Source organism: Marivirga arenosa (genome assembly GCF_030503895.2).
Classification (GTDB): domain Bacteria; phylum Bacteroidota; class Bacteroidia; order Cytophagales; family Cyclobacteriaceae; genus Marivirga; species Marivirga arenosa.
In genome coordinates this window covers 1,492,625-1,515,259 of the sequence record NZ_CP129970.2, presented here as the reverse complement: position 1 = coordinate 1,515,259, position 22,635 = coordinate 1,492,625, and the positions used below count along the sequence as shown (strand labels likewise).

The following is a 22,635-nucleotide window of genomic DNA, read 5'->3' as shown; positions in this document are numbered from 1 at the left end:
TCAGTTAACTACCGAGGCAATCCGCAGGATTGGCTTACTAAATTATTTTCACACAGTAAGTCAATCCTTCGGATTGACGGGCTTTCTACAAAGAGCTAAAGTAAGAATAACCTACAAACAGCCATGATTTATGACAGAATGTTGGCAATCGTATTATTCAAATTGTTTGGCCATTTCTGGTCGTTGAACCTCTACAATCCAACTGTCAAATTTTCGGTAGTTGTCAATCAAGTCAGTTGCTTCGTTCGAGAACATTAAACAGCCTCGATCATCGTACATCCAGAACCAGCGTTTGGTATTCGGCTGGAAAAAGTAAACCAACTGATGAATTGTAGGATCGAATCCCATTTCGGTATTCGCAATTCCTTTGAATATAGACTTGTAATCAAATGAGCTTCTGTTTCCGAAGTAAATGTTGAGTTGTCCGTTTTCCCGTTCGACCTCTTCACCAATGAAATATCGAATTGCAAGGTTTTCTTGATATTCTCCTTTTCTGAGTTCCGCTTTGTCTAGCAGTTCGTATAAATAGGATGGAGTTCTGGCAAACATATCGTCACCGAAATCATATGTTAGGATGTAGAGTTCAGAATCCTCAATGTGATTCTCAAACAATTCTATTGCTCTTTTAGTCGCCTGTTCAACTCTTTCTTCCGTTTCGTTTTCGAAAGGATCACCCAATTCAAATCGCAAATGAAATTTCAAATTGCGCTCGATTGTATTAAAGTCAGTCAGGTTTGATTGACTGTCTTTCATGTATGCGAGATCTGATTCTAGTTGCTTCCTCATGATTGCAAACGGTTTGTGTATGGTGCGTATCCCGCAGGGTATGCACTATACACCTTGTGTGTGCCCAGTATGGGCATCTGGTATCGAAGATACCATATTATTCCAGAGGGTGCAAGTCCCTTGCAGGCGAGTTGGTGAAGTCTGTTAGTAAGCCGTAAGCTGGTTTTTCGTGAGGAATGCAGTGAAGAAAGCGGGACTACAAAATCCGGTACTGACGAACAGGAAGTACATACAGAGGCACGATAGGGAGGGTGAGCAAGCACATCTTTGTAAAGCCCTTGACCAACAATCTTTATTGTGTAGATGTATCAGGAATCGGAGGAAGGAATATGTCCTTATCCCGCTAAGGCGGGACAGGCTCTGGGGAGGTCTTGGAATAGATTCGGTTTCTATGAGCCAAGAAGTCAGCAGAAGTCATAGTAGTCATGGGTAACGAGCCGTAAGCGCTACGGAGGTCTCACAAAATGATGAAGGACGGAACGTCAGGTGATTCGAAAATCCGATTGGGAGGCTTTGCTAGCCCTATCCCAAAAGTAGAATCGAGGTATAGTTGGTGTAAAGAGCGACTATATTATGCTTGACGAACCGCTGTATACGAGACCCGTACGTACAGTGGTGTGAGAGGCGCACCGTGGGCTTATAGCTCACGGCCGTCTACTCGATTGTAGCACGTTATTATTTAAATTTTTCAAAGTCAGTAATTAGGTATTTCTCAAATTGAGGTTTACAATGTTCCTTTTGTAATTTGGTGTTTTTACCATTAAACCAAATTGACCTTTTTCCTTTATTTTTTCCTGTTTTGTTTTGAGTAGATTCCTTAATAAACTCTTCACTGGAAAGAAGCCACATGGATTCCATTCTTTCCGAGTAAAACAGGAAGTAATAATTTTCCCTTATTTCATGAGTGATTGCTGCGAAAAGTGCGGCATCACCAAAAGTTACGTCCTTTGAACGAGCTTTTATTTGAAGTTCAATAAATTGACCATTTGGCTTTCTTATTACCGCATCAATTCCGAAATCATCTACAAGTGGCATATACACGTCAAGACCTTCTTTGAGCATAAGACCAACGAGCCAATACTCCATTCGTTTTCCAAAACCTGCCGAATGTCTAAATGAATTTGCCATAGGGTTATTAAATTAAACCATCGTTATTTAATTCGTTTACTATTGCTCGCACATCAGAAGTATTTAACCTATCCAAAAGGGCAATTTTGTTCCCCAAACTGTTTAGTGAAGTTCCAATAACTAATCCCTTTTCTCGATTATTAGATATCCAATATCTGTCATGGTAATCATTGTTTATTTTATGCAAAATGTTGATTGAAGGCTTTTTAGCTTTAATTGCAGTTTCAATTTGTGTTTTGATTGTAGGAACTATAGCGTGGTTGCTTGTAACAATAATCAAATCATCTATTGTTGGCAGGTATTTGTCCAAAATGTCTGACAAAACCGTAACATAATTTGGATTTTTAGGATTTGCAAAGAAGTAAGGGTCAACAATTATTAGCTCGGAATCAATGTCGACCTTATCCATATATGCTTGAATTAAGTTTACAATTTTATCATCAGTTGTACCTTTTGTTACAACATGTTCCAAAATCAATTCGGATTCAACTAAACTGGTAAAACCATGTTCCATCAGATAGGCAATAATTTCATCTTTGAATGAATGGACAATACTATTTACTTGCCCAACTTCAAAGTCTTTCAAGTTTATATCTTCATCATTCGAAATTTTAACTACCAAATCTGTGTAATTAAAGTCTTCATTCTTAGGTTTCAATCTCCAAACAATTTCTGCCATGTCGTTTTTTTAATGTGCTACAACAATTGAATACGTGCACCTCGAGCTACACGTATTTGCTATATATTTATAATAATCTAACAATTTATTTAGAGGTAAAAAAGGCCCAATATAGTTTAGAGCCATGTTTTTTAGAGGGCATCAAAATTAACCGAATATTAAACGTTTAAATCTACAGTTATATGTATACCTAATTCGCCAACCATAGTTCTGGTTTTGCCCCTAGGCTATGGAGCCACTGACGGTAATATAACCTATATTTGGCTTGAAGCTCAATGTATTTCATTCGGGCATTAATCAAACTCATCTGCCTGTAGTTGATTAAGAAAATACTACTTTCTCCTATTTCAAATTTTCTAAGCTCTGCCTCCAACAAATCCTCATATTGAGTGACAATATTTTTATAAGTGTTTAGCTGTTGCTCAATATTTGCGAATGTATTCTCATACTGTCGAGCCTTATTCTGAATCGCGAGTTTTTTTTGCTGTAATTCAAGATTTATGTTTTCAAGCTTGATTTCATTCATTCTTAGCTCTCCTCTAGGCTGTCTCAATAGTAATGGCATACTAAATTTTAAACCCCAGTTATAATTATCCAAACCTCTTATTTCACTCAAATTATTAGAAGGGTCTTGAAGTAAATTATATTCGAGATTCAATTTGGGCTTCATTTTTTCCCTTTTCATCCTATTGTCAATCTGAATTTTCTGCATTTTATATTCCTTTTCTCGAATGGCAGGGTGTTCCTGAATGAAAATAGGAAGAGTAGCTCTAAGGCTATCAATCCTTCTTGTTGGGATATTGTTAATGGGGCTTGCTTCTACTCCTGATTCTTCAAGAGGTTGATCCTGACCCCACAAAAAAGTAAATAGACTTAGACGAGCATTGGCTAAGTCAACTGTTAGCTGCTGATTTTGTATTTGAAGATTCTGTAACTGAATGGAAGCCTCTAGAGTATCCACTGCAGGCTTATCTCCTTGTTCAAAAGCGGTTTTAAAATTCTGAAAATTTTCTGTTGCTAATTTAATGCCTTCTTCAATTACCTTCTTCTGGTTTTGAAATTTAGCAAAATGCCAGTAATGATTACTTGCCTGTAATAAAATATCTATCAAGAGAAGTTGCGCTTCATTCTCAAAATTTCTTCTATCAACAAAAGCTTTCTGAAGTGCTGCTCTTCTTTCATCAATAAATAAACCTTGCAAAACAGGCACGCTTACGCCTGCATACCATAAGCCTGATGTTGGTAAAGTTGACTCATCATTGAGTAAATTAAGATCATCTGTGTTAGTCCAATCATAACCACCTTGCAAAGTGATACCAGTTCTAGTGGCTAAACTGATTCCTGACTCACTATATTGATAGTAATTTTTCTGATCGTAGTATTTTTGCTTGTTTTTAGAAAAAAGCTCAGGGTCAAAATTTCCTCTAGCGGCCATTACTGCAAAATCACCCATTTCTCTCAAATTTTGAGCTTGCTCAATTAAGGGATGATTTTCCATTACTAAGTTCAGAAATTCATACTCACTAATTTTTTCCCCTAATATGGGAGAATCTTGTGCAAGGCTTAGCTTAGTTGAAGTAAGGCAGATAAAACCTAATAGACCAATATGAATGAATTTACGAATCATTTCTTTTCTTTAGAATCTGATTTACCTTTTGCTTTCATATTTTCATTTCCAGTATTTTCTGGTGTATAGAAGTTTGGTGGGAAGCCATTAATTTGTCTCCATATTTCATACCATACTGGTACGGTATCCAATAAGGCTAAACCATTCGTTCCACCTCCAACTCTTAATGCATCTGGCCATTCTGGCTCATCAGGATCTTGGGCAATTAATATTCTATATTTTCCGTTAGGGCTGATAAAACGGTCTATGGCTACTACTTCACCCCCAAATGTACCATATGTAATAATAGGCCAGCCGGAGAAAACGATAGATGGCCAACCGTCAAAAATTAATCTTACCTCATTTCCCACACTAAACAGAGGCAAATCTCTTGGATAAATATACATTTCAACTGCATAATCAATCTCTGCTGGCATAATGGAAACTAATGATTCCCCTGCTTTTATGTTTTCACCAATTCCAGTGCTGACAGCTCTGGTAATATAACCATCCTGAGGAGCTGTGATATAATACATTCCAAACCTTATCTGATAGTTGGTTAATTGGTTTTCCATTTTCACCACCTCAGCTTGAGCATTTTGAAGCATTGAGCGGGTTTCGAATAAACTAGATCTAGCTTTTTGAAGCTTGTCGGTATATTCATTGTAAATAGAATTCAATTCTATTTTGGCATTCAAGAGTTTATTTCTACTGCTCAGCAATTTACTTTCAACGCTTATCTTCTTGGCTAATGACTCTTGATACTTAGAGGTTCTCTTTTCCAGATCAGTCAATGACTTTAACCCTTCATCATAGAGTTCTTTTTGTCGTTCTAACTGGCGATCAGCAATTCCTAAATTCGTTTGCGCTGCTTCATAATCTATACTATCAGCTTGAATTTGAAGCTCTGCTTGTCTAAGATAGTTTTTAGCCTGGTTTAATTTTAGCTGACGGTTTTCTTCAATTGCTACCACTTGGCTTTTAAGAGCATCAATTTTTTCTTTATAAAAACCTAGAGATTCCCTCTTGGCATCAATTTGATTTTGAGTACGCTCTAATAACCTAGGATCAAAATATTCATCTTTTATCTCTCGTATGAAAATAATAGTATCTCCTTTCGCTACGAAATCACCTTCTTGTACATACCATGCTTCAATCCTACCATCTATTACGGAATTTAATTCTTGTGGTCTTTGGGATGGTGACAGTGCAGTAACATGTCCATTTCCCCTGATATTTTGCGTCCAGGGTAAAAAGGCCACTACCAGAACTAGACCCAGAAAAGTGAGTAATAATTGCTTTAAAACCTTGTCAGCTCTTATTTCCTGAAATAAGCTGAAGGACTTGTACTTGCTAGTATCAATTTTATCTTTTAGGCTATGTGGGCTAATATTAAGCATTGCTATTCATACAAGTTTTTTTGAACCATTCGTTTTCCTTTATTTCAGAAGAAGGGATATCATAGATGATTTCACCAGCTTCCATACCAAGTACCCGGTCACACTTTTCTAATATTTTCATATCGTTGCTGACCATCAATACGGTTCTGTTGATAGATTTATCACACAAATAATCCGTGAACTTTAGTTTTTCTTCTCTTGAAGTAGTTCCGAAAACATCCTCCCAAAGAATCAATGATTTATTGCCTAAAATACCTCGAGTCCATTTTATTTGTTGTTGAATTTTTTTAGGAAATGTATTGTCTCCCGGATAAATCATGATTTGATATCCTTTGTTTGAGGATTCTATAAATTCTGATAAACCGGTTATTTCTGCTGCCTTTTGCACTTCAGAGAAACTACATAATGGGGAACCAATCATTATATTTTCTTCAATGGTGCCCTGAAACAGATTTCCTGTTGACATGCAATCACCAATTTCTCTTCTAATATCGGTTAAATTAAGATCATTTGCAGAGATACCGTTATATAAAATATTTCCTTCATAATCACTATACCAGCCGCTTATGAATTGTAATAGAATTGCTTTTCCAGTATTAGTATCCCCCGCTATTCCTATTTTTTCTCCTCCTTTAACATCCAATTCAAGATTGTTTAAGTAAACATAATCGGTTGTTTTGTCCGTAAGTGTAACCTTTTTCAACTTAAGAGACATGGCCTCTTCTTGATTGAAGTCTTTTGTATTGTTGAGGACATCTTCCAAAGGCAAATCAGTTACAGCGGCAATTTTTTCTACTGAAGTTAATACATCATAAATCGACTCAATCGTAAAAATCATTTTTTCAACTGAGTTGATAATCAAAATCACTATAATTTCAGCAGCGACAAACTGACCAATATTCATTTGCTGTTCAATTACCAGAATACCTCCGATTAACAATAAACCTGCGGCCACTACTGCTTTAAAACCAATCATTAAAGAGAACTGATTGATAATTACATCGAAGTGGGTTTTTCTTGCTTTTATGTATGAGTCAGTTTTTTCATCATTTTTTTCTAATGACAATGTAGACTCACCGGCCATCTTAAAGGTTTCTACGTTTCTAGCTAATTCTTCTAACCAATGTGCTGTTTCATATTTGTGCTTTGACTCTACAAGAGAGGTTTTTAGTCCTTTTGGCCCAGTAAATCGAACGATTAAAAATATTAGCAGAACTAAGAAAAAAGAAAAAACAATGAAAAATGGATGATAAAAAGACACCAATAATAAACCAAATATGATTTGAAAAAAGGCGGTAGAAAAATCAATCAAAATTTTAGATAAGCCTTTTTGAACCGACATGGTATCAAAAAACCGGTTAATCAATTCAGGTAGATATTGGTTTTTGATTTGGTCTAGTCGCAACCTTGGAATACGATAGGCAAATTCAAATGAAGCACGACTGAATATTTTTTGCTGTAATACCTCATTAATAGTTAATTGACGTACCTGCAAATATCCATTAGCCACTATACCTAATATAACCAAAATCACAAGTATAACCCAGGAAGTACTTACCTGGCCCCCCATGATGAGGTTTATAATTGCTTGTATACCCAAAGGCAAGGATAAACTAATTAAACCTGCAAAAATTGCATAGAGGTAAATGGTGAAAACTAGGCTTTTCTCAGGTTTAAGTAACTGAAGAAATCTATTAAAAGGATGTATTTTAAAGTTATCGTCCATTTTTAGTGCTGTAGGTTTTTAAGGATGATTTGGTAAAAAACATTTGATAATTCCTCAGTATCGGAATGAATATCGGAAAGAGAAGGCATATGTGCAGCAAAAAACTGTTGATGCAATATCCCCACTATACTTGTTGAGGCCAAAGTATTGGCGTGTCCAAACTTTGGGTTTATTTCTAGCATTATCTCGGCTAAATGCTTTGATACCTTTTTAAAAGCTAAAAACAAACCATATTTATTCTCTTTATCGACTTCTTTTGTCAAATATGCTTTAGATGATTCTGAAATTACAATGTTTATGAGTTGTTGATAGTTTAAGGTGTTTATTTTATTCTCTTCATCTTCTGGCTTACAAATTACCTCTACCGCACGCTTTAATTTTTGGGTAGGGTCGCTAATATTTGTAGTACTGAATGCAAGTTGTAAATCAATCCAACTCCAGTACCAATTGTAAAAGTACAATAAAAGCTTGTGTTTACTTTCAAAGTAGCGATAAATCGAACTTTCAGTTGTGCATAATGCCTTTGCAAGTTTACCAAAAGTAAATCTTTCAAGTCCCATAGTATCAATCATCTCTAATGATTTGGAGAGAATATTTCTTCCCAATTCAGATGATTCTGGGTCTTTTTGATAAAGATGAGGGTTTAACTCAATCTTAATAGTAGGCAAAGTATAATCCAATTTTTCGCAATATTAAAAGTAATACTATCGAAAAACGGATAATTGCTATTCTTGTTCTAAAATGTTTAAAATATTTTTTCTGGGTTCAATATTGTGTTGGGGTCAAAAGCTTTCTTAATACCACGCATTAAGTCCAGTTTTACATCACCCATGGCCATTTGCATATAAGGTCTTTTTGCGATTCCTATACCATGCTCACCAGATAGCGTACCTCCTAATTTTACTACTTCTTTAAAGATTTCGCCTATTCCTTCATTCACTTCATTATTCCAATAGTCATCACTCAAATCTTCTTTCATGATATTAATATGCAGATTGCCATCACCCGCATGACCATAGCAAACGGAATTAAAGCCATATTTTTTACCTACTTCTTTAATGAAAACGATTAGAGCTGGCAAGTTTCCCCGCGGCACTACAACATCTTCGGCTTTAGTTAATGAATAAGCATTTACTGCGGGACTCACATTTCTTCTTAGTTTCCAAAGCTCATCTTTTCTGGCTTGAGTATCAGCAAATAAAACTTCACCTCCTGTATCGAAATCTTCTAATACATTCAAAATAGTTTCTGCCTCATTCATCATTACTTCTTCATCATTACCATCAAGTTCGATTAGCAAATGAGCTTTTATGTGATCAGGCAAATCAACCGTTACACTTTCACCCATTTCTTCTTTGATGTAGGTTTGAGTTTTTTCAATGGCATCACGTTCCATAAACTCCATTCCAGAAGGGGCAACTCCCGCTTTGAAAATAGCGGCAATTGCACGGCATGCTTCTTCATTACTGGTGAAAGGAGCCAATAAAGTCACATCTTTTTTAGGATAAGGCCTTAACTTGAATACTATTTTAGTAATAATTCCCAAAGTACCTTCACTTCCACACATCAATTGAGTTAGATTATAACCAGTGCTATTTTTTAATACATTGGCTGCGGTCCAGATGATTTCACCATTCGCTAAAACCACCTCCATATTGAGTACATAATCACGAGTAACACCATATTTCACTGCTTTTGGTCCACCGGCATTTTCAGCTAGGTTTCCACCTAAAAAACAGCTTCCTTTACTAGATGGATCTGGAGGATAAAACAATCCTTTTTCTTTTACTGCATTTTGGAAAACCTCAGTGATAACTCCAGGCTCAACCGTAGCTTGCAAGTTCAATTCATCAATCGATAAAATATTGTTGAACTTCTCCATACTGATGACCACACCTTTTTTAGTTGGCAAAGCACCACCGCTTAGTCCAGTGCCCCCGCCTCTTGGCGTTACAGGGATAAGGTGTTCGTTACATTTTTTCATGATGGCACTTATCTCTTCTGGTGTTGAAGGTTTAAGCACTACATCGGGCATAAAGGAATAATCTTCCGTATGATCATGAGAATATTTATACTTATCCTCATCTTGTAAGTAGGCATTTTTTGCCCCTACTATGCTGACCAATTCCTCAAAAATGCTTTGATTTGTAACTGTATCCATCGAATAAATTGATTTCTTAATTGAATTATGACTCAACACAAATTTAGGAAAATATATTCCACCAAACTGATATTCTTTACATTGATTGTCATATTCTTATCGGGATGTGTCGGTAGTAAAAAAAGAAAAATCAGAGAAAGACGATTGGATACCATTATACAAACTGCCCGCTCATATGTGGGCACTCCCTATAAATGGGGTGGTGTTAATCGTTCCGGTATGGATTGTTCAGGATTACTTTATGTGAGTTTTAAAGCTGGTGATGTAAATATTCCGAGAGTATCTTCTGACCAGGCTAAGGTGGGGAAAAAGGTAAAATTTCATAAGCTTGAAAGAGGTGATTTAGTCTTTTTTGCGATGGGGAAAAGGCGTAGGAAAATTACCCATGTAGGCTTAGTAACTGAAGTAAGAGGCAAAAATGATGTACGGTTTATCCATGCTTCATCCAGCCTTGGTGTAATTGAGGCCAATATTTATACTGATTATTATACCAAGAAATTCAGGAAAGCAAGGCGCTATTTTTAGATTTGAGTTTTTTCAATAGCTTTGTGGAGTTTAGAAAAAAGATTAGGATTATATGGGGCATTAGCTCAGCTGGCTAGAGCGCTACGCTGGCAGCGTAGAGGTCATCGGTTCGACTCCGATATGCTCCACAAAAGCTACTTCGAAAGAGGTGGCTTTTTTTATGCACAAAATTCTCTTTCAAGAACTAATATAAATCAACGCATAGCTGTACCTTTGCAACTCCAACAAAAGAGCTAATACATTGTCATATCAATATTTAACGAAAGAGAATATTCAGCAATTCATCAAGCAGGCCCTGGAGGAAGATATTCGTGATGGGGATCATTCTTCATTGGCTGCGATTCCAAAAGGAACCCAAAATACTGCTCAGTTAATCATCAAAGATGAAGGAGTATTAGCTGGAGTGGAAATGGCTCAGCACATATTCAAAGCTGTTGACCCTTCATTAGAATTAGAACTTTTCAAAAAGGATGGTGAATGGGTGAAGAGAGGTGAAATTGGTCTAAAAGTGCACGGAGAATCAGCATCAATTCTTTCAGCGGAGCGTTTAGTGTTGAATTGCTTACAAAGAATGAGTGGTATAGCGACTTATACTCATAATCTAAATAAGCTTATATCGCATACTTCTTGCAAATTATTAGATACACGGAAAACGACTCCTAACTTCAGAATCGCTGAAAAGTGGGCGGTTCAAATTGGAGGAGGACAAAACCATAGATTTGGTTTATTTGATATGGTAATGTTAAAGGATAACCATAATGATTTTGCAGGAGGAATAACTGCTTCTGTGAATGCGACCAAAGCCTATTTAAAGGAGCATAAATTAGATTTGAGAATTGAAGTCGAAACCCGAAATATTGAGGAGGTAAAAGAGGCCTTAGCAGTTGGTGGTGTTGATGTCATTATGTTGGATAATATGGAAGTTGATGAAATGAAAAAAGCAGTTGAAATCATTGATGGTCAATGTGAAACGGAAGCATCTGGAGGTATCACTGAAGATACAATTGCAGCCAAAGCAGAAACAGGAGTTGATTATATATCGGTCGGAGCCTTGACTCATTCCTATAAAAGTTTGGACATGAGTTTGAAAGCGGTTTCCTGAAACCATAAAAATCAAATATATTTGCACTTCCTTAACGGAAAACAATAATTATTTACGAACAATAGAATTGCAGTAATGCTAGTAAAAACAAAAAAATATAAGCTGGATAACGGTACTTACATTAAGACGGGCTTAAAAAACATTGTGAAAGAACAGTGGTGGGTCTTTTTAATTGCAGCAGCAATCTGTGCAGGTTACGCTTGGATTCCCAACATTTGGTGGTTTATAGGTTCTTTTATAGCCCTATTATTATATTTCCTTTTCTGGTTAATCCAATTTGCTGGGGTAACACAGTTGGAGCAGTATAAAATTCTATTTGAAAGATTGTCTTACGAAATCAGCTCACAACAAATTTTAATAAAACTGAATACTAAGCAAGGAATGCCGATCAAATGGGATCAGATAAAATCTGCCAAAGTGGGCAAGAATGCTTTTACCTTAGTATTATCTAAAGCACAATTTGTATATCTTCCTTTCAAGGTTTTCAAAACAGAAAACGAAATAAAGTTTGTAGAAACTATCTTGAAAAGAAAGGAACTTATTAAATCATGAGTTCAGTAAAAAGACTCGCTATTTTTGCTTCTGGCTCTGGTACCAATGCAGAGAAAATTATGCATTATTTTGCTGAGCAGAATAACATTGAGGTAGCTTGTGTTATTACAAATAAGAAAAACGCAGGTGTTTTAGAACGTGCTTCTAAAGCATCTGTTCCTTCAATCCGATTTCCTAAAGCGGACTTTGACCAGCCTTCAGCTCTAATTGAATATTTAAAATCAAAAGAGGTAGATTTTATTATACTTGCGGGCTTTTTATTAAAAATTTCTCCTCAACTTATTAGTGCTTATCCTGATCGCATTATCAATATTCATCCTGCCCTATTGCCAAAATATGGTGGAAAAGGGATGTATGGTCATTTCGTACATGAAGCAGTAATTGATAATATGGAAAAGGAAAGCGGTATCACCATTCATTTGGTAAATGAAAATTATGATGAAGGCCGTATCATCTTTCAGGCAAAATGTGAAGTTTCACCAGAAATGAATCCAGATCAATTAGCAGCAAAAGTGCAGCAATTAGAGCATCAGCATTTCCCAAAAGTGATTGAGGAGTATGTGAATAAATTTGAAAAAGCTAGTTAAGCACTCTTTTCAAATAGCGTTTCAACTAAATCTGAAAAATTCTCTGGTTCTGAATACAGCCTATCAGAATATACGCTTGCCATTATTTTCAAATAATGTGGCTTTTCATCATGTAAAATTAACTCCAAGCTTATGTTTCCATATCGCTGGTCAATAGGAGGCTCCATCTGAATAGGGGGTTTCAAATAATACATCTCCTTGGTAATCACACGGTCTTGTTCAGCGGTTACTTTTCTATTAGATCCAGACTGACGATAACCAATAGAGAGTACTTGCTTTTTAAAATGTTCTAGAAGCATTTTATAATCTGAATTAAGTAAGCTGCTGCAATTAGCGATAGCAAATCCATTTGCCTTATCGCTTTCAAAAAGCGCTATAGGAATAGGATCACTTATATTAGTTTTTTTCAGGTGGTACGCTCTAAATATTTTATCTAAAATTGTTTTGCTAACATCCGAAGCATGCCATTCGTCATATGAATTAAATTCATGCTGACTTCTCTTCAACACCTCATTTGTTAGGATTATATTTTTCTTCTCTTTTGGGAATATTTTATTTATGATTTGATCAAAGAATGACATCCAGTATACTTTATTGAATTAAAATTACAACTAATCAAGTAACTCATTTATAGTGTGAAAGATTAGCAAAAAAGCTATAATCTGAAAAAAATATTCAAGATGTCATTATTAAGTCTGTAAAGGCTAAGGGATAAAGCTATAAATCAATTAGTTTTGCAACAAAATAATTCAGAGTAAAATGTCAGTTAGAAAAATCCAATCAGCACTAATTTCAGTATTTCACAAAGATAATCTTGAGCCTATTATCAAATTATTAAAGGATAAAGGCGTAACAATATATAGTACGGGTGGTACTCAAAAGTTTATTGAAGAGCAAGGAGCGGAGGTAATCCCGGTAGAGGACCTCACCAGTTATCCTTCAATCTTGGGGGGAAGAGTGAAAACTTTACACCCAAAAGTGTTTGGTGGAATTTTAGGCAGAAGAGATTTAGAATCTGATAAAGCCCAATTACAAGAATATGACATTCCTGAAATTGATTTAGTAATTGTAGACTTATATCCATTTGAGCAAACTGTAGCCTCAGGTGCAAGCGAGCAAGATATTATCGAGAAAATTGACATAGGTGGAATTTCTTTGATTAGAGCAGCAGCTAAAAATTTCAAAGATGTTGTGATTGTTGCTTCACAAAACCAATATGCTGATTTAGAAAAAGTATTAGAAGAGAAAGACGGAAGCACTGACCTAAACGACAGAAAGGCTTTTGCTAGTCATGCTTTTAATGTTTCTTCACATTACGATACCGCAATCTTTAATTATTTTAATGAAGAGGATTCCATAAAAGGCTTTAAGCATAGCATTTCTGAAAGTAAAACTTTACGTTATGGTGAAAACCCTCACCAAGAAGGTGTATTCTTTGGAGATTTAGAAGAGCTTTTTGATCAATTAAACGGTAAAGAATTATCCTATAATAATTTAGTAGATGTTGATGCAGCGGTTTCTTTAATTGAAGAATTTGATAATGAAACCGCCTTTGCAATTCTCAAACATACGAATGCATGCGGTATGGCATTAGGCTCAACCGTAAAAGAAGCGTATCAAAAAGCGTTTGCGGCAGATACTCTTTCTGCTTTTGGTGGAGTTTTAATTACTAATGCTACTGTTGATAAAGAGGCTGCGGAAGAAATGCATTCTTTATTCTTCGAAATCTTAATTGCTCCTGATTTCACCGAAGAAGCATTAGAAATATTAAAAGGGAAGAAAAACAGAATTTTGCTGAAGAAGAAAACCAATCTTTCTACCAAAAAACAATTCAAGAGCTTATTGAATGGTGTTATTGAGCAAGATAGAGACCTTCATACAGACAGTAAATCAGACTTAAAAGTTGTTACAAAAGAAGCGCCTTCTAATGAGGAGGAAAAAGCACTATTATTTGCTTCGAAAATTTGCAAACATACGAAATCAAACACTATTGTGTTAGCCAATAATGGTCAGTTGCTAGCAAGTGGAGTAGGCCAAACTTCAAGAGTAGACGCTTTAAAGCAAGCGATTGAAAAGGCGAAAGTATTCGGATTTGATTTGAATGGAGCCGTAATGGCATCTGATGCCTTTTTCCCATTTCCTGATTGTGTAGAAATTGCAGACCAAGCTGGAATTACTGCAGTTATTCAACCAGGAGGTTCAATAAAAGATCAGGATAGTATTGATTATTGTGATGCTCACGGTATGAGAATGGTGACTACTGGGATTAGACATTTCAAACATTAAAAATCATTCTTTTAGATAAATCTTGAAATATTTTAGTTGAACGTCTTAATTTATCAAACTAATTTGTAAATTTCCAAAGCGATAATTTTTAATATATAATTTACACGAACATCCATGGGGATATTTGATTTCTTTTCAAGTGACATAGCCATCGATTTAGGTACAGCCAATACCTTAATTATTCATAAAGATAAGATAGTAGTAGACGAACCTTCTATTATTGCCATTGATAAGGCAACTAATAAGGTTTTAGCCATTGGTCGTCAGGCCATGCAGATGCATGAAAAGACTCACGAAAACATAAAAACAATTCGTCCTTTAAAAGACGGGGTGATTGCAGATTTCCATGCTGCTGAGCATATGATTCGTGGAATGATCAAAATGATTGATGGTGGTAAAAGAAGTTTTATGCCATCTTCCCACCGAATGGTGATTTGTATTCCTTCAGGTATTACTGAAGTTGAAAAAAGAGCCGTTCGAGATTCAGCTGAGCATGCTGGCGCTAAAGAAGTATACATGATACACGAACCTATCGCAGCGAGTATCGGTATTGGCGTTGACATTGAGCAACCAGTGGGGTCTATGGTAGTTGATATCGGAGGAGGTACAACAGAGATTGCAGTTATTGCATTATCAGGTATTGTTTGTGACCAGTCGATACGAGTTGCTGGGGATACCTTTACAAAAGACATTTTAGACTATATGCGTAGACAGCATAACCTTTTAATAGGTGAGCGCTCTGCAGAAAAAATAAAAATTGAAGTTGGGGCAGCCTTAACCGAATTAGATGACGGTCCGGAAGATTACGAAATCAGAGGTCGTGATTTGATGACAGGTATTCCTAAAGTTATCAAAGTATCTTATTCTGAGATAGCTTTCGCGATCGACAAGTCTGTATCCAAAATTGAGGAGGCCGTGTTGAAAGCATTGGAGATTTCACCGCCCGAATTGTCAGCCGATATTTATGACAATGGAATTCATTTAACTGGTGGAGGTGCTTTATTAAGAGGACTTGATAAACGCCTAGCCCTTAAAACTAAATTGCCAATTCACGTGGCAGATGATCCGCTAAGAGCAGTAGTTCGCGGAACAGGCCTAGCTTTGAAAAATTTAAATCATTACAAAGCAGTTTTAATGAGTTAAATGAGGCATCAAAAATGTAAAATATTTGGAAAAGGGAATCCTGTGAAAGGCATTCCTTTTTCCGTTTTAAAGCATTTTATTTTATTGCCAATAATACTAATGGTGAATGCGTAGGTTATTTCAGTTTATTTATCAATATAGAGCTTTCTTCCTCTTCCTATTATTGGAGGTGTTAAGTGCATGGTTAGTAGTAAACCATAATGATTACATTAGCGCATCCTATTTTAATTCTTCTAGTGCATTTGTGGGCAATGTGTATGAAAATAAACAAGCCGTGCAAGATTATTTTGCTCTTGCTGATGTTAATAAAAATCTAGCGGAAGAAAACGAGATTTTAAGAAACCGTCTTTCTGGTGATAGTATTTTAATTGATACAACAGAAAACGCAATCCCTTTTGGTTTATCCGGACAATATGAATTTGTAAGCGGGAAAGTGGTGAATAATTCAGTGCATCGATTCCGAAACTACTTTACTTTAAATATTGGTGAGAAAGATGGAGTAAAGGAAGGCATGGGTGTAATCAATCCAAAAGGAGTAGTGGGAAAAGTAAAAAGTGTATCCAAAAACTTTTCAACTGCTTATTCAGCACTCCATAGTAAACTCTTGATATCCGCATTAATTGAAGATACCAAAACTTTATGTACCGTAAGATGGTCGGGTGAGGATCCTACAGAAATATCTTTAGAATATGTTCCTCGCCATATCCAAGTAAAGGAAGGAATGCTAGTGGTGAGTTCAGGATTTGATTCTATTTTTCCTGAAGGGGTAAAAATAGGAACCATAAAAGAAGTAGAATTAAACGAAGAATCTACTTTTTATGATATTACACTTTCTTTATCCGCTGATTTTTTCAGCTTAGATTATGTATATGTAATCGGAAATAAATTGAAGCAGGAAAAAGACTCTTTAGAAACAGAATTAGTTATAGAAGATGAATAGTAGCAATAACTTAAAGCAAATACTAATCTGGGTGCTATTTGTTGCATCGCAAATCTTATTTGCACAAAACTTTGTGCTCTATAATCGTGCATTCTGTTTCGTTTATGTAGGCTTTTTATTGTTGTTGCCTTTGGGCTTTTCCAGACTTAATACCTTGTTGCTAGGGGTTGTCACTGGTTTTGTTATCGATTTATTTTACAACAGCTTAGGAACTCATATGGCTGCAATGACGTTCATAGCGTTCCTTCGTCCTATTTGGTTAAATGCTATTACGCCAAGAGGAGGCTACGAAAATATTGATACCCCTTCTGTTAAGGATTTAAGTTTATCATGGTTTTTAGCTTATGCATTACCGCTGATGTTCCTTCATTTGGCAGTAGTTTTTTTCATTGAGGCCGGAGGATTTCACATGTTTTTTTATGTGATATCAAAAGTATTATTGAGCACTTTATTAACCGTATTGGTGTTAGTAATTCTACAATATCTATTTTATTCTAAGGGAAGATATTCATGATTGAAAACAGAAAGTACATTATTCAGGGTCTGATTATTTTAGTAGGATTAGTTTTTATAGGAAAGCTTTTTTCTATTCAAGTAATGGACAGCAGATATAAGCTGGCTGCTGAGAATAATGTCATCAATAAAGTTGTCCAATATCCATACAGAGGGTTAATTCTAGATAGAAATAATAAAATTATAGTTCATAACACACCTGTTTATGATATCATGGTGGTACCAAAAGAAGTAGAAGTAGAGGATACCACCGCCTTTTGTAATCTTTTTGATATAACAGAAAAAGAGTTTGAAGAGAAAATCAATAAGGCAAAATCCTATTCCTACATTAAACAATCATTATTCTTTCCTCAATTAAGCAATGAAGAATTTGCTAAAATTCAAACACGTTTAGTGGAATACAAAGGTTTTTATCCCGTTGCCAGAACAGTGAGGAAATATCCAGAACCAGTTTTGGCGAATGGTTTAGGCTATATAGGCGAAGTAAGTAAACGGCAGCTCCAAAGAGACACTTCTAACTATTATAAACAAGGTGACTTTATTGGGATTTCTGGAATAGAGGCTGCTTATGAGGAAGAATTAAGAGGAAAACGAGGAGTGAAATATAAACTCGTAAACGTTAGGGGTATAGAGAAAGGATCTTTCAATGATGGTCAGTTCGATACGCTTTCAGTACCAGGAAATAATTTGGTTACTACTATTGATTTAGAGCTTCAGAAATATGCTGAATATTTGATGGAGGATAAAGTGGGAAGTATAGTAGCCATTGAACCCTCAACTGGTGAAATCTTGGCATTTGTTAATAGCCCGTCTTATGACCCTAATCTTTTAGCAGGAAGAAATTACAGTAAGAATTTTAGCAAGCTAAATCAGGATACGCTTAAGCCATTATTTAACAGACCCATCATGGCTCAGTATCGCCCGGGTTCAGTTTTTAAACTGGTGCAATCACTTATTGCATTGCAAGAAGGTGTAATTAGGCCCTCAACCAGGACAGTATGTAATCGTGGAATTATTAATTGTCATGGGGCTCATACCAATGAAGATTTACATGGGGCGATAAAATTTTCTTGTAATCCTTATTTCTATCAAACTTTCAGAAAAATAATTCAACAAGGCGAAGTAGAAGGCATGAATCGTGATGCAAGAGTTGGGCTTACAAAATGGAATAATTACTTAAGTGATTTGGGTTTTGGAAGAAAACTAGGAGTTGATATTCCGAATGAAAGTAAAGGGCTAGTTCCAGACACAACCTATTATGACTATTATTATAAAAGAAACAGCTGGAATTTTTACACTATTTATTCACTAAGTATTGGGGAAGGTGAATTACTTACTACGCCTCTTCAAGTAGCGAACTTAGCTTCAATTCTTGCGAATAGAGGGTATTTTATCAGGCCTCATATGGTGAAAGGAATTGACACGCCCGATTCATACTATAAACTTGAGTTCGAAAAGGAGAAAACCGGCATTGATTCAGTTCATTTTAAAACGGTAGTAGATGCCATGGCTGAAATTGTGGATGGTACAGCCAGAATTGCTAGGGTGAAAGATGTAGAAATTGCAGGAAAAACAGGGACTGTTCAAAATAAGAATAGCTTCGATCACTCAGCCTTTATGGCTTTTGCTCCTAAAGAGAATCCGCAAATTGCCATTTCAGTATATGTTGAAAATGCCGGTTGGGGTGGTGGTGTTGCTGCTGCCATTACAGGTTTGTTAATTGAAAAATATATTAAAGGAGAAGTTGCTTCAAACAGAGCCTGGGTTGAAAATTATGTGATGACTAAAGCCTATTTGAATAATTTATGAGAAGACAGGATAGCATTTGGAATAGAGTTGATTGGCTGTTGATCACAGTGTTTTTCCTTCTTGTATTGTTAGGTTGGCTGAATATTTATGCGGTTGTTTACGATGCTGAGCAAGCTCAAAATATTTTCAGCTTCGATCTTAACTCAGGTAAACAATTGGTATGGATTGCGGGCTCAGTTGTGATCATTATTACCATTATGATATTGGATTTCAAGTTCTTCGATTCCTTTGCATATTATATTTATGGTGGGTTTATAGTATTACTGATCCTTGTGTTATTCTTTGGTAGGGAGATTGCTGGTAATCAATCCTGGTTTGTCTTTGGTCCAGTACGTTTACAACCTTCAGAGTTCACAAAATTTGCCACGGCTTTAGCCATAGCCAAATACTTCAGTAGCCGAAATGTCAGATTAGATCGTTTTAATGAGCAGATTAAATCCTCTTTGTTTGTTTTAGTCCCAATGGGCTTAATTATTATGCAAGGTGATGTGGGGACAGCTTTAGTTTTCATCAGTTTTATACTGGTTTATTATCGGGAAGGACTGCCTTCTTTTTATGTGATAACGGGTGTATCTGCAGCAATTATTTTCATACTTACCTTATTGATTGACCAGCTCTATTTAACTATAGGTGTGATTGTTATTGCTACTGTTATAGTCGTAATTAATAATAAGCGATTGAAAAATATCGGAATCACTATATTGGTGTCTGTCTTAGTAATTGGTGTAATTCAAAGTGTGGACTATGTAGTTTCAGATGTATTGAAGCCACACCAGCAGAACAGATTAAAAGCTTTGGTAAATCCTGATGCTGATCCATTAGGTTACGGTTGGAATGTTACGCAATCAAAAATTGCTATTGGTTCTGGCGGTACCTTTGGAAAGGGCTTTTTAGAAGGGACTCAAACAAAATTTGACTTTGTACCCGAGCAAAGTACAGACTTTATTTTTTGCACTATAGGAGAGGAACACGGTTGGGCAGGAAGCTTTATTTTGATTTTCCTTTTCTTAGTATTGATGATAAGAATTATATTCCTAGCAGAACGGCAAAAGTCAAATTTTGCAAGAATTTATGGTTATGCTGTAGCAGGAATTTTCTTTTTCCACTTTGGGATTAACATCGGGATGACAATTGGTTTATTTCCCGTTGCTGGTATTCCTTTGCCGTTCTTTAGTTATGGAGGTTCATCGCTTTGGTCTTTTACCATTCTGCTATTTACACTAATTAAGTTAGATGCACATAGAATGCAGGTATTGACCAGATGATGTTAGTCACCATCGCCATCGCTGAAGGTGGTTACTAAGCCTAATTGACCCATCAATTCTGTTTTTAAAAGTATACCTAGATTAAGTGATTCCAGGTAAATTTGATCTACTTGTTTAGAGCTTTCAGTAATCATTTTAGCTAGGCTTTCTTGGCTATCAATTCTTGCTAGAACTGTATTTATTTGGTTATTTATTTTTTCATTTAGTGGTAAGTTATTCGATACTTTAATATCCAAATTTTTCAAATAATCATCAACTCCTTCCTTTTCTCCTCCATTAAATGATTGCTGTAGGGCAAGCAATTTAGCTTCTATTATAGCTAATGAAGTTTGGCTGTATGGAGCCTGGAGGTTATAGATGTTCTTCTCAACTCCCACAGTTTTTCCAGCTGGTCTCCCCACTTCATCCCCTTTGATATAATCCGTAATTTCAATCCATTGATTGGTCAATTTGCTGATGCTGGAGTTAATATCACTGCCCGTATTTTTACTAAACTCTTCAGCATAATTATTTTCCCATTGAGTTAATACTTCTTGATTAAGCTCTGCTAATTGATTACTTAGCATTAATATGAACTCAATTTGATTATCATTTAATGTTTCATTTGTGAAAAGCACATATTCTATTGCACCTAATCCTTGCACATTACTTCCTAATGAAGCAATAAAATCTTTTTCTTGATTATAATTGGCAATTGCACTTTGGATTTTAGTAGTGTCAACTGGAAAATAATAGAAGTTATTTTCAATCAATAAATTATCTATAGGCCCAAAGCGATAAGGTGCTGTCATAGCCCAACTAACTGAAGCAGAAATCCATGAGCTTCTTAAATCGTTTAAGCTATTCTGGTTTTTTTGGAAATTAGTAATTGATTGCTTCAGCTTTTCAAAGTTATTTGAACTCTCTTGGTAGGCAGGAATTGCTAAATTATAAGCAATGTTTTTTAACATTGGCTCTTTATCGAAATCAGTGTTTTTATCTCCGGAATTGCATCCAAATAGAAAAGTTAAACCGATTAATAATGCGAGCTTGAGGAATTTCATATTATAAAGAGTTTACAAAAGCGATTAAATTTTCTCTATTGATTTTTGATAGTTTTTTGAATTCTTCTTGGCTATTTTGAGCTTCACCCCCATGCCACAATATGGCTTCTTCCACATTTCTTGCCCTTCCATCATGAAGTAAAGTAGTGTGTCCGTTTACGGTTTTTACCAAGCCGATTCCCCATAAAGGTGCGGTTCTCCACTCCATACCATTAGCTTCATTGTCTGGTCTATGATCGGCTAAGCCTTCACCCATATCGTGTAGCAATAAATCAGTATAAGGATATATTTTTTGATTGCTAAACTCTTCAATATCCGCATTATCCTTGGTAGTAAATGATGGGGTATGACATTTCTGGCATCCAATTTCATGAAAGAGCTTTTGACCGTCCACAACATTTTTGGTTCTTGCATTTCTTCTTTTTGGAACTGCTAATACCTGAGAATAAAGGGTAACTCGGTCTAAAATATCATCCGTAACTTCAGGTTCGCCTCCATTTATGATAGAGCCTAATAATTGAGCTTCCGTATCGTTTTGAGCTGGAAAAATAGTACTACTTAGCCCCATATCACCTTGAAATGCGCCAGCTACTTGTTGTTTTACTGTCGGTTCGTTTGCCTTCCAGCCAAATCGACCAATCACTTTTTTTCTTTCTACTACATCTTCAACATAATTTGGGCGACCCGAAATGCCGTCATTATTTTTATCATCAGGATCAGCTAAAGCTAAAATATCTTCCTTGCTGATCGCTTCAAGTAAGCCTAAACCAATAATATGAGGAGCTAATCTCGGAGAAACCATAACTTTCTCATCCATTTCTCCATAATTAAGATTCTCGAAACTGTAAGTAGGCTTTCTTAATGAATATTCAGTGCCATCTTCATATCGCCCTTTTATCTCCTCATATTCAATTCTTACATCTCCTTCCTCTTTTGCGCCAATAATAGCTAAATGGTTAAACTGATTACCGTAGTTAGGAACAGGAACCACTTTGCCTTCTTCATTTTCTACACTTAACCTAAAAAGTAGAGCGGATGATTGACCTTTTTCGAACCCAGGCTCTCCTTTTCCATCTAAGAAATGACAGCTTGAGCAGGACTTAGCATTTAACAAAGGACCTAGACCATCTAGATCTGCAGTGGAGGCCGGAGCTGTTACCCAATTTCTTTTAAAGAAAGCATTCCCCGTTACAAACTCCATTTGCTTGATATCCGAAAGTCCAGGTGCAGCATGACCAAATGCATTCACAGAAAAGTCATCTGTAGTTGCTGCATCACCTCCAGGGTAAAGGGAAGAATCACTTACAGCTTCATAATTTTCCTTGCTTCCGCAGGAAAAAATGAAGAGTACAAGAAGTAAGTATAAGTAATAATTATTTTTCAT

General features: G+C 35.9%; 21 protein-coding genes and 1 tRNA gene. 11 read left to right on the top strand and 11 right to left on the bottom strand.

Features of this window, described 5'->3' with window-relative positions; translation table 11 throughout:
* Positions 1 to 153 precede the first annotated feature (153 nt).
* The 8 genes from QYS48_RS06640 to QYS48_RS06605 form a co-directional block, all read right to left on the bottom strand.
* A complete protein-coding gene (locus tag QYS48_RS06640) occupies positions 154 to 786 on the bottom strand; it encodes a DUF3885 domain-containing protein (RefSeq protein ID WP_308358054.1) in 633 nt (210 codons plus the stop codon).
* 675 nt (positions 787 to 1,461) lie between these two features.
* Positions 1,462 to 1,914, bottom strand: a complete 453-nt coding sequence (locus QYS48_RS06635; protein ID WP_308358053.1) for a hypothetical protein — start codon at positions 1,912 to 1,914, stop codon at positions 1,462 to 1,464.
* A gap of 7 nt (positions 1,915 to 1,921) precedes the next feature.
* Positions 1,922 to 2,593 carry a hypothetical protein gene (locus tag QYS48_RS06630; protein WP_308358052.1) on the bottom strand — a complete coding sequence of 224 codons (672 nt, stop codon included), beginning with the start codon at positions 2,591 to 2,593 and terminating at the stop codon, positions 1,922 to 1,924.
* A gap of 190 nt (positions 2,594 to 2,783) precedes the next feature.
* Positions 2,784 to 4,220: a TolC family protein gene (locus tag QYS48_RS06625; protein ID WP_308358051.1), complete on the bottom strand. Its 1,437-nt coding sequence runs from the start codon at positions 4,218 to 4,220 to the stop codon at positions 2,784 to 2,786.
* Positions 4,217 to 5,599, bottom strand: a complete 1,383-nt coding sequence (locus tag QYS48_RS06620; protein ID WP_308358049.1) for an HlyD family efflux transporter periplasmic adaptor subunit — start codon at positions 5,597 to 5,599, stop codon at positions 4,217 to 4,219. The genes QYS48_RS06625 and QYS48_RS06620 overlap by 4 nt, the downstream gene beginning before the upstream one ends.
* The gene (locus QYS48_RS06615; RefSeq protein ID WP_308358048.1) at positions 5,592 to 7,325 is read right to left on the bottom strand and encodes an ABC transporter transmembrane domain-containing protein; all 1,734 of its coding nucleotides are present in this window, start codon (positions 7,323 to 7,325) and stop codon (positions 5,592 to 5,594) included. The genes QYS48_RS06620 and QYS48_RS06615 overlap by 8 nt, the downstream gene beginning before the upstream one ends.
* A 2-nt stretch (positions 7,326 to 7,327) precedes the next feature.
* Complete coding sequence (locus tag QYS48_RS06610; RefSeq protein WP_308358047.1) at positions 7,328 to 8,005, bottom strand: TetR/AcrR family transcriptional regulator; 678 nt, start codon at positions 8,003 to 8,005, stop codon at positions 7,328 to 7,330.
* 65 nt (positions 8,006 to 8,070) lie between these two features.
* The gene (locus QYS48_RS06605; protein WP_308358045.1) at positions 8,071 to 9,486 is read right to left on the bottom strand and encodes an FAD-linked oxidase C-terminal domain-containing protein; all 1,416 of its coding nucleotides are present in this window, start codon (positions 9,484 to 9,486) and stop codon (positions 8,071 to 8,073) included.
* 81 nt (positions 9,487 to 9,567) lie between these two features.
* On the opposite strand from QYS48_RS06605, the gene QYS48_RS06600 reads away from it, so the two are divergent.
* The 5 genes from QYS48_RS06600 (at position 9,568) to purN (ending at position 12,252) form a co-directional block, all read left to right on the top strand.
* On the top strand, positions 9,568 to 10,011 hold the full coding sequence (locus QYS48_RS06600; protein ID WP_308358044.1) for a C40 family peptidase: 444 nt from the start codon (positions 9,568 to 9,570) through the stop codon (positions 10,009 to 10,011).
* 54 nt (positions 10,012 to 10,065) lie between these two features.
* Positions 10,066 to 10,139: transfer RNA gene (locus tag QYS48_RS06595), tRNA-Ala, on the top strand.
* A gap of 113 nt (positions 10,140 to 10,252) precedes the next feature.
* Positions 10,253 to 11,113 (top strand): carboxylating nicotinate-nucleotide diphosphorylase, encoded by an 861-nt coding sequence (gene nadC / locus QYS48_RS06590; protein ID WP_308358043.1) that lies wholly within the window; start codon positions 10,253 to 10,255, stop codon positions 11,111 to 11,113.
* A 75-nt stretch (positions 11,114 to 11,188) separates the two neighbouring features.
* Complete coding sequence (locus QYS48_RS06585) at positions 11,189 to 11,665, top strand: YcxB family protein (RefSeq protein WP_302102925.1); 477 nt, start codon at positions 11,189 to 11,191, stop codon at positions 11,663 to 11,665.
* A complete protein-coding gene (purN, locus tag QYS48_RS06580) occupies positions 11,662 to 12,252 on the top strand; it encodes a phosphoribosylglycinamide formyltransferase (protein ID WP_308358042.1) in 591 nt (196 codons plus the stop codon). The genes QYS48_RS06585 and purN overlap by 4 nt, the downstream gene beginning before the upstream one ends.
* Here the strand turns inward: purN and QYS48_RS06575 are convergent.
* Positions 12,249 to 12,833, bottom strand: a complete 585-nt coding sequence (locus tag QYS48_RS06575) for a hypothetical protein (protein WP_308358041.1) — start codon at positions 12,831 to 12,833, stop codon at positions 12,249 to 12,251. The two genes, purN and QYS48_RS06575, sit on opposite strands and share 4 nt — an antisense overlap.
* A 178-nt stretch (positions 12,834 to 13,011) precedes the next feature.
* Here QYS48_RS06575 and purH point away from each other — a divergent pair, with 178 nt between their 5' ends.
* The 6 genes from purH to rodA all read left to right on the top strand — a co-directional run bounded on the left by purH (position 13,012) and on the right by rodA (position 20,208).
* Positions 13,012 to 14,538, top strand: a complete 1,527-nt coding sequence (purH, locus tag QYS48_RS06570; RefSeq protein ID WP_308358040.1) for a bifunctional phosphoribosylaminoimidazolecarboxamide formyltransferase/IMP cyclohydrolase — start codon at positions 13,012 to 13,014, stop codon at positions 14,536 to 14,538.
* 114 nt (positions 14,539 to 14,652) lie between these two features.
* Entirely contained in the window at positions 14,653 to 15,681 is a 1,029-nt protein-coding gene (locus tag QYS48_RS06565; RefSeq protein ID WP_303271315.1) for a rod shape-determining protein, read from the top strand.
* Between the two features lie 106 nt (positions 15,682 to 15,787).
* Positions 15,788 to 16,621 (top strand): rod shape-determining protein MreC, encoded by an 834-nt coding sequence (gene mreC, locus QYS48_RS06560; protein WP_308358039.1) that lies wholly within the window; start codon positions 15,788 to 15,790, stop codon positions 16,619 to 16,621.
* A complete protein-coding gene (locus tag QYS48_RS06555) occupies positions 16,614 to 17,135 on the top strand; it encodes a Rod shape-determining protein MreD (protein WP_308358038.1) in 522 nt (173 codons plus the stop codon). Before mreC ends, QYS48_RS06555 begins: the two co-directional genes overlap by 8 nt.
* Positions 17,132 to 18,943 (top strand): penicillin-binding protein 2, encoded by a 1,812-nt coding sequence (gene mrdA / locus QYS48_RS06550; protein ID WP_308358037.1) that lies wholly within the window; start codon positions 17,132 to 17,134, stop codon positions 18,941 to 18,943. The genes QYS48_RS06555 and mrdA overlap by 4 nt, the downstream gene beginning before the upstream one ends.
* Entirely contained in the window at positions 18,940 to 20,208 is a 1,269-nt protein-coding gene (gene rodA, locus QYS48_RS06545; RefSeq protein ID WP_308358036.1) for a rod shape-determining protein RodA, read from the top strand. Before mrdA ends, rodA begins: the two co-directional genes overlap by 4 nt.
* Before the next feature lie 2 nt (positions 20,209 to 20,210).
* Here the strand turns inward: rodA and QYS48_RS06540 are convergent, their stop codons facing one another.
* Both QYS48_RS06540 and QYS48_RS06535 read right to left on the bottom strand, forming a co-directional pair.
* The gene (locus tag QYS48_RS06540) at positions 20,211 to 21,251 is read right to left on the bottom strand and encodes an imelysin family protein (RefSeq protein WP_308358034.1); all 1,041 of its coding nucleotides are present in this window, start codon (positions 21,249 to 21,251) and stop codon (positions 20,211 to 20,213) included.
* Between the two features lies 1 nt (position 21,252).
* Positions 21,253 to 22,635 carry a di-heme oxidoredictase family protein gene (locus QYS48_RS06535; protein WP_308358033.1) on the bottom strand — a complete coding sequence of 461 codons (1,383 nt, stop codon included), beginning with the start codon at positions 22,633 to 22,635 and terminating at the stop codon, positions 21,253 to 21,255.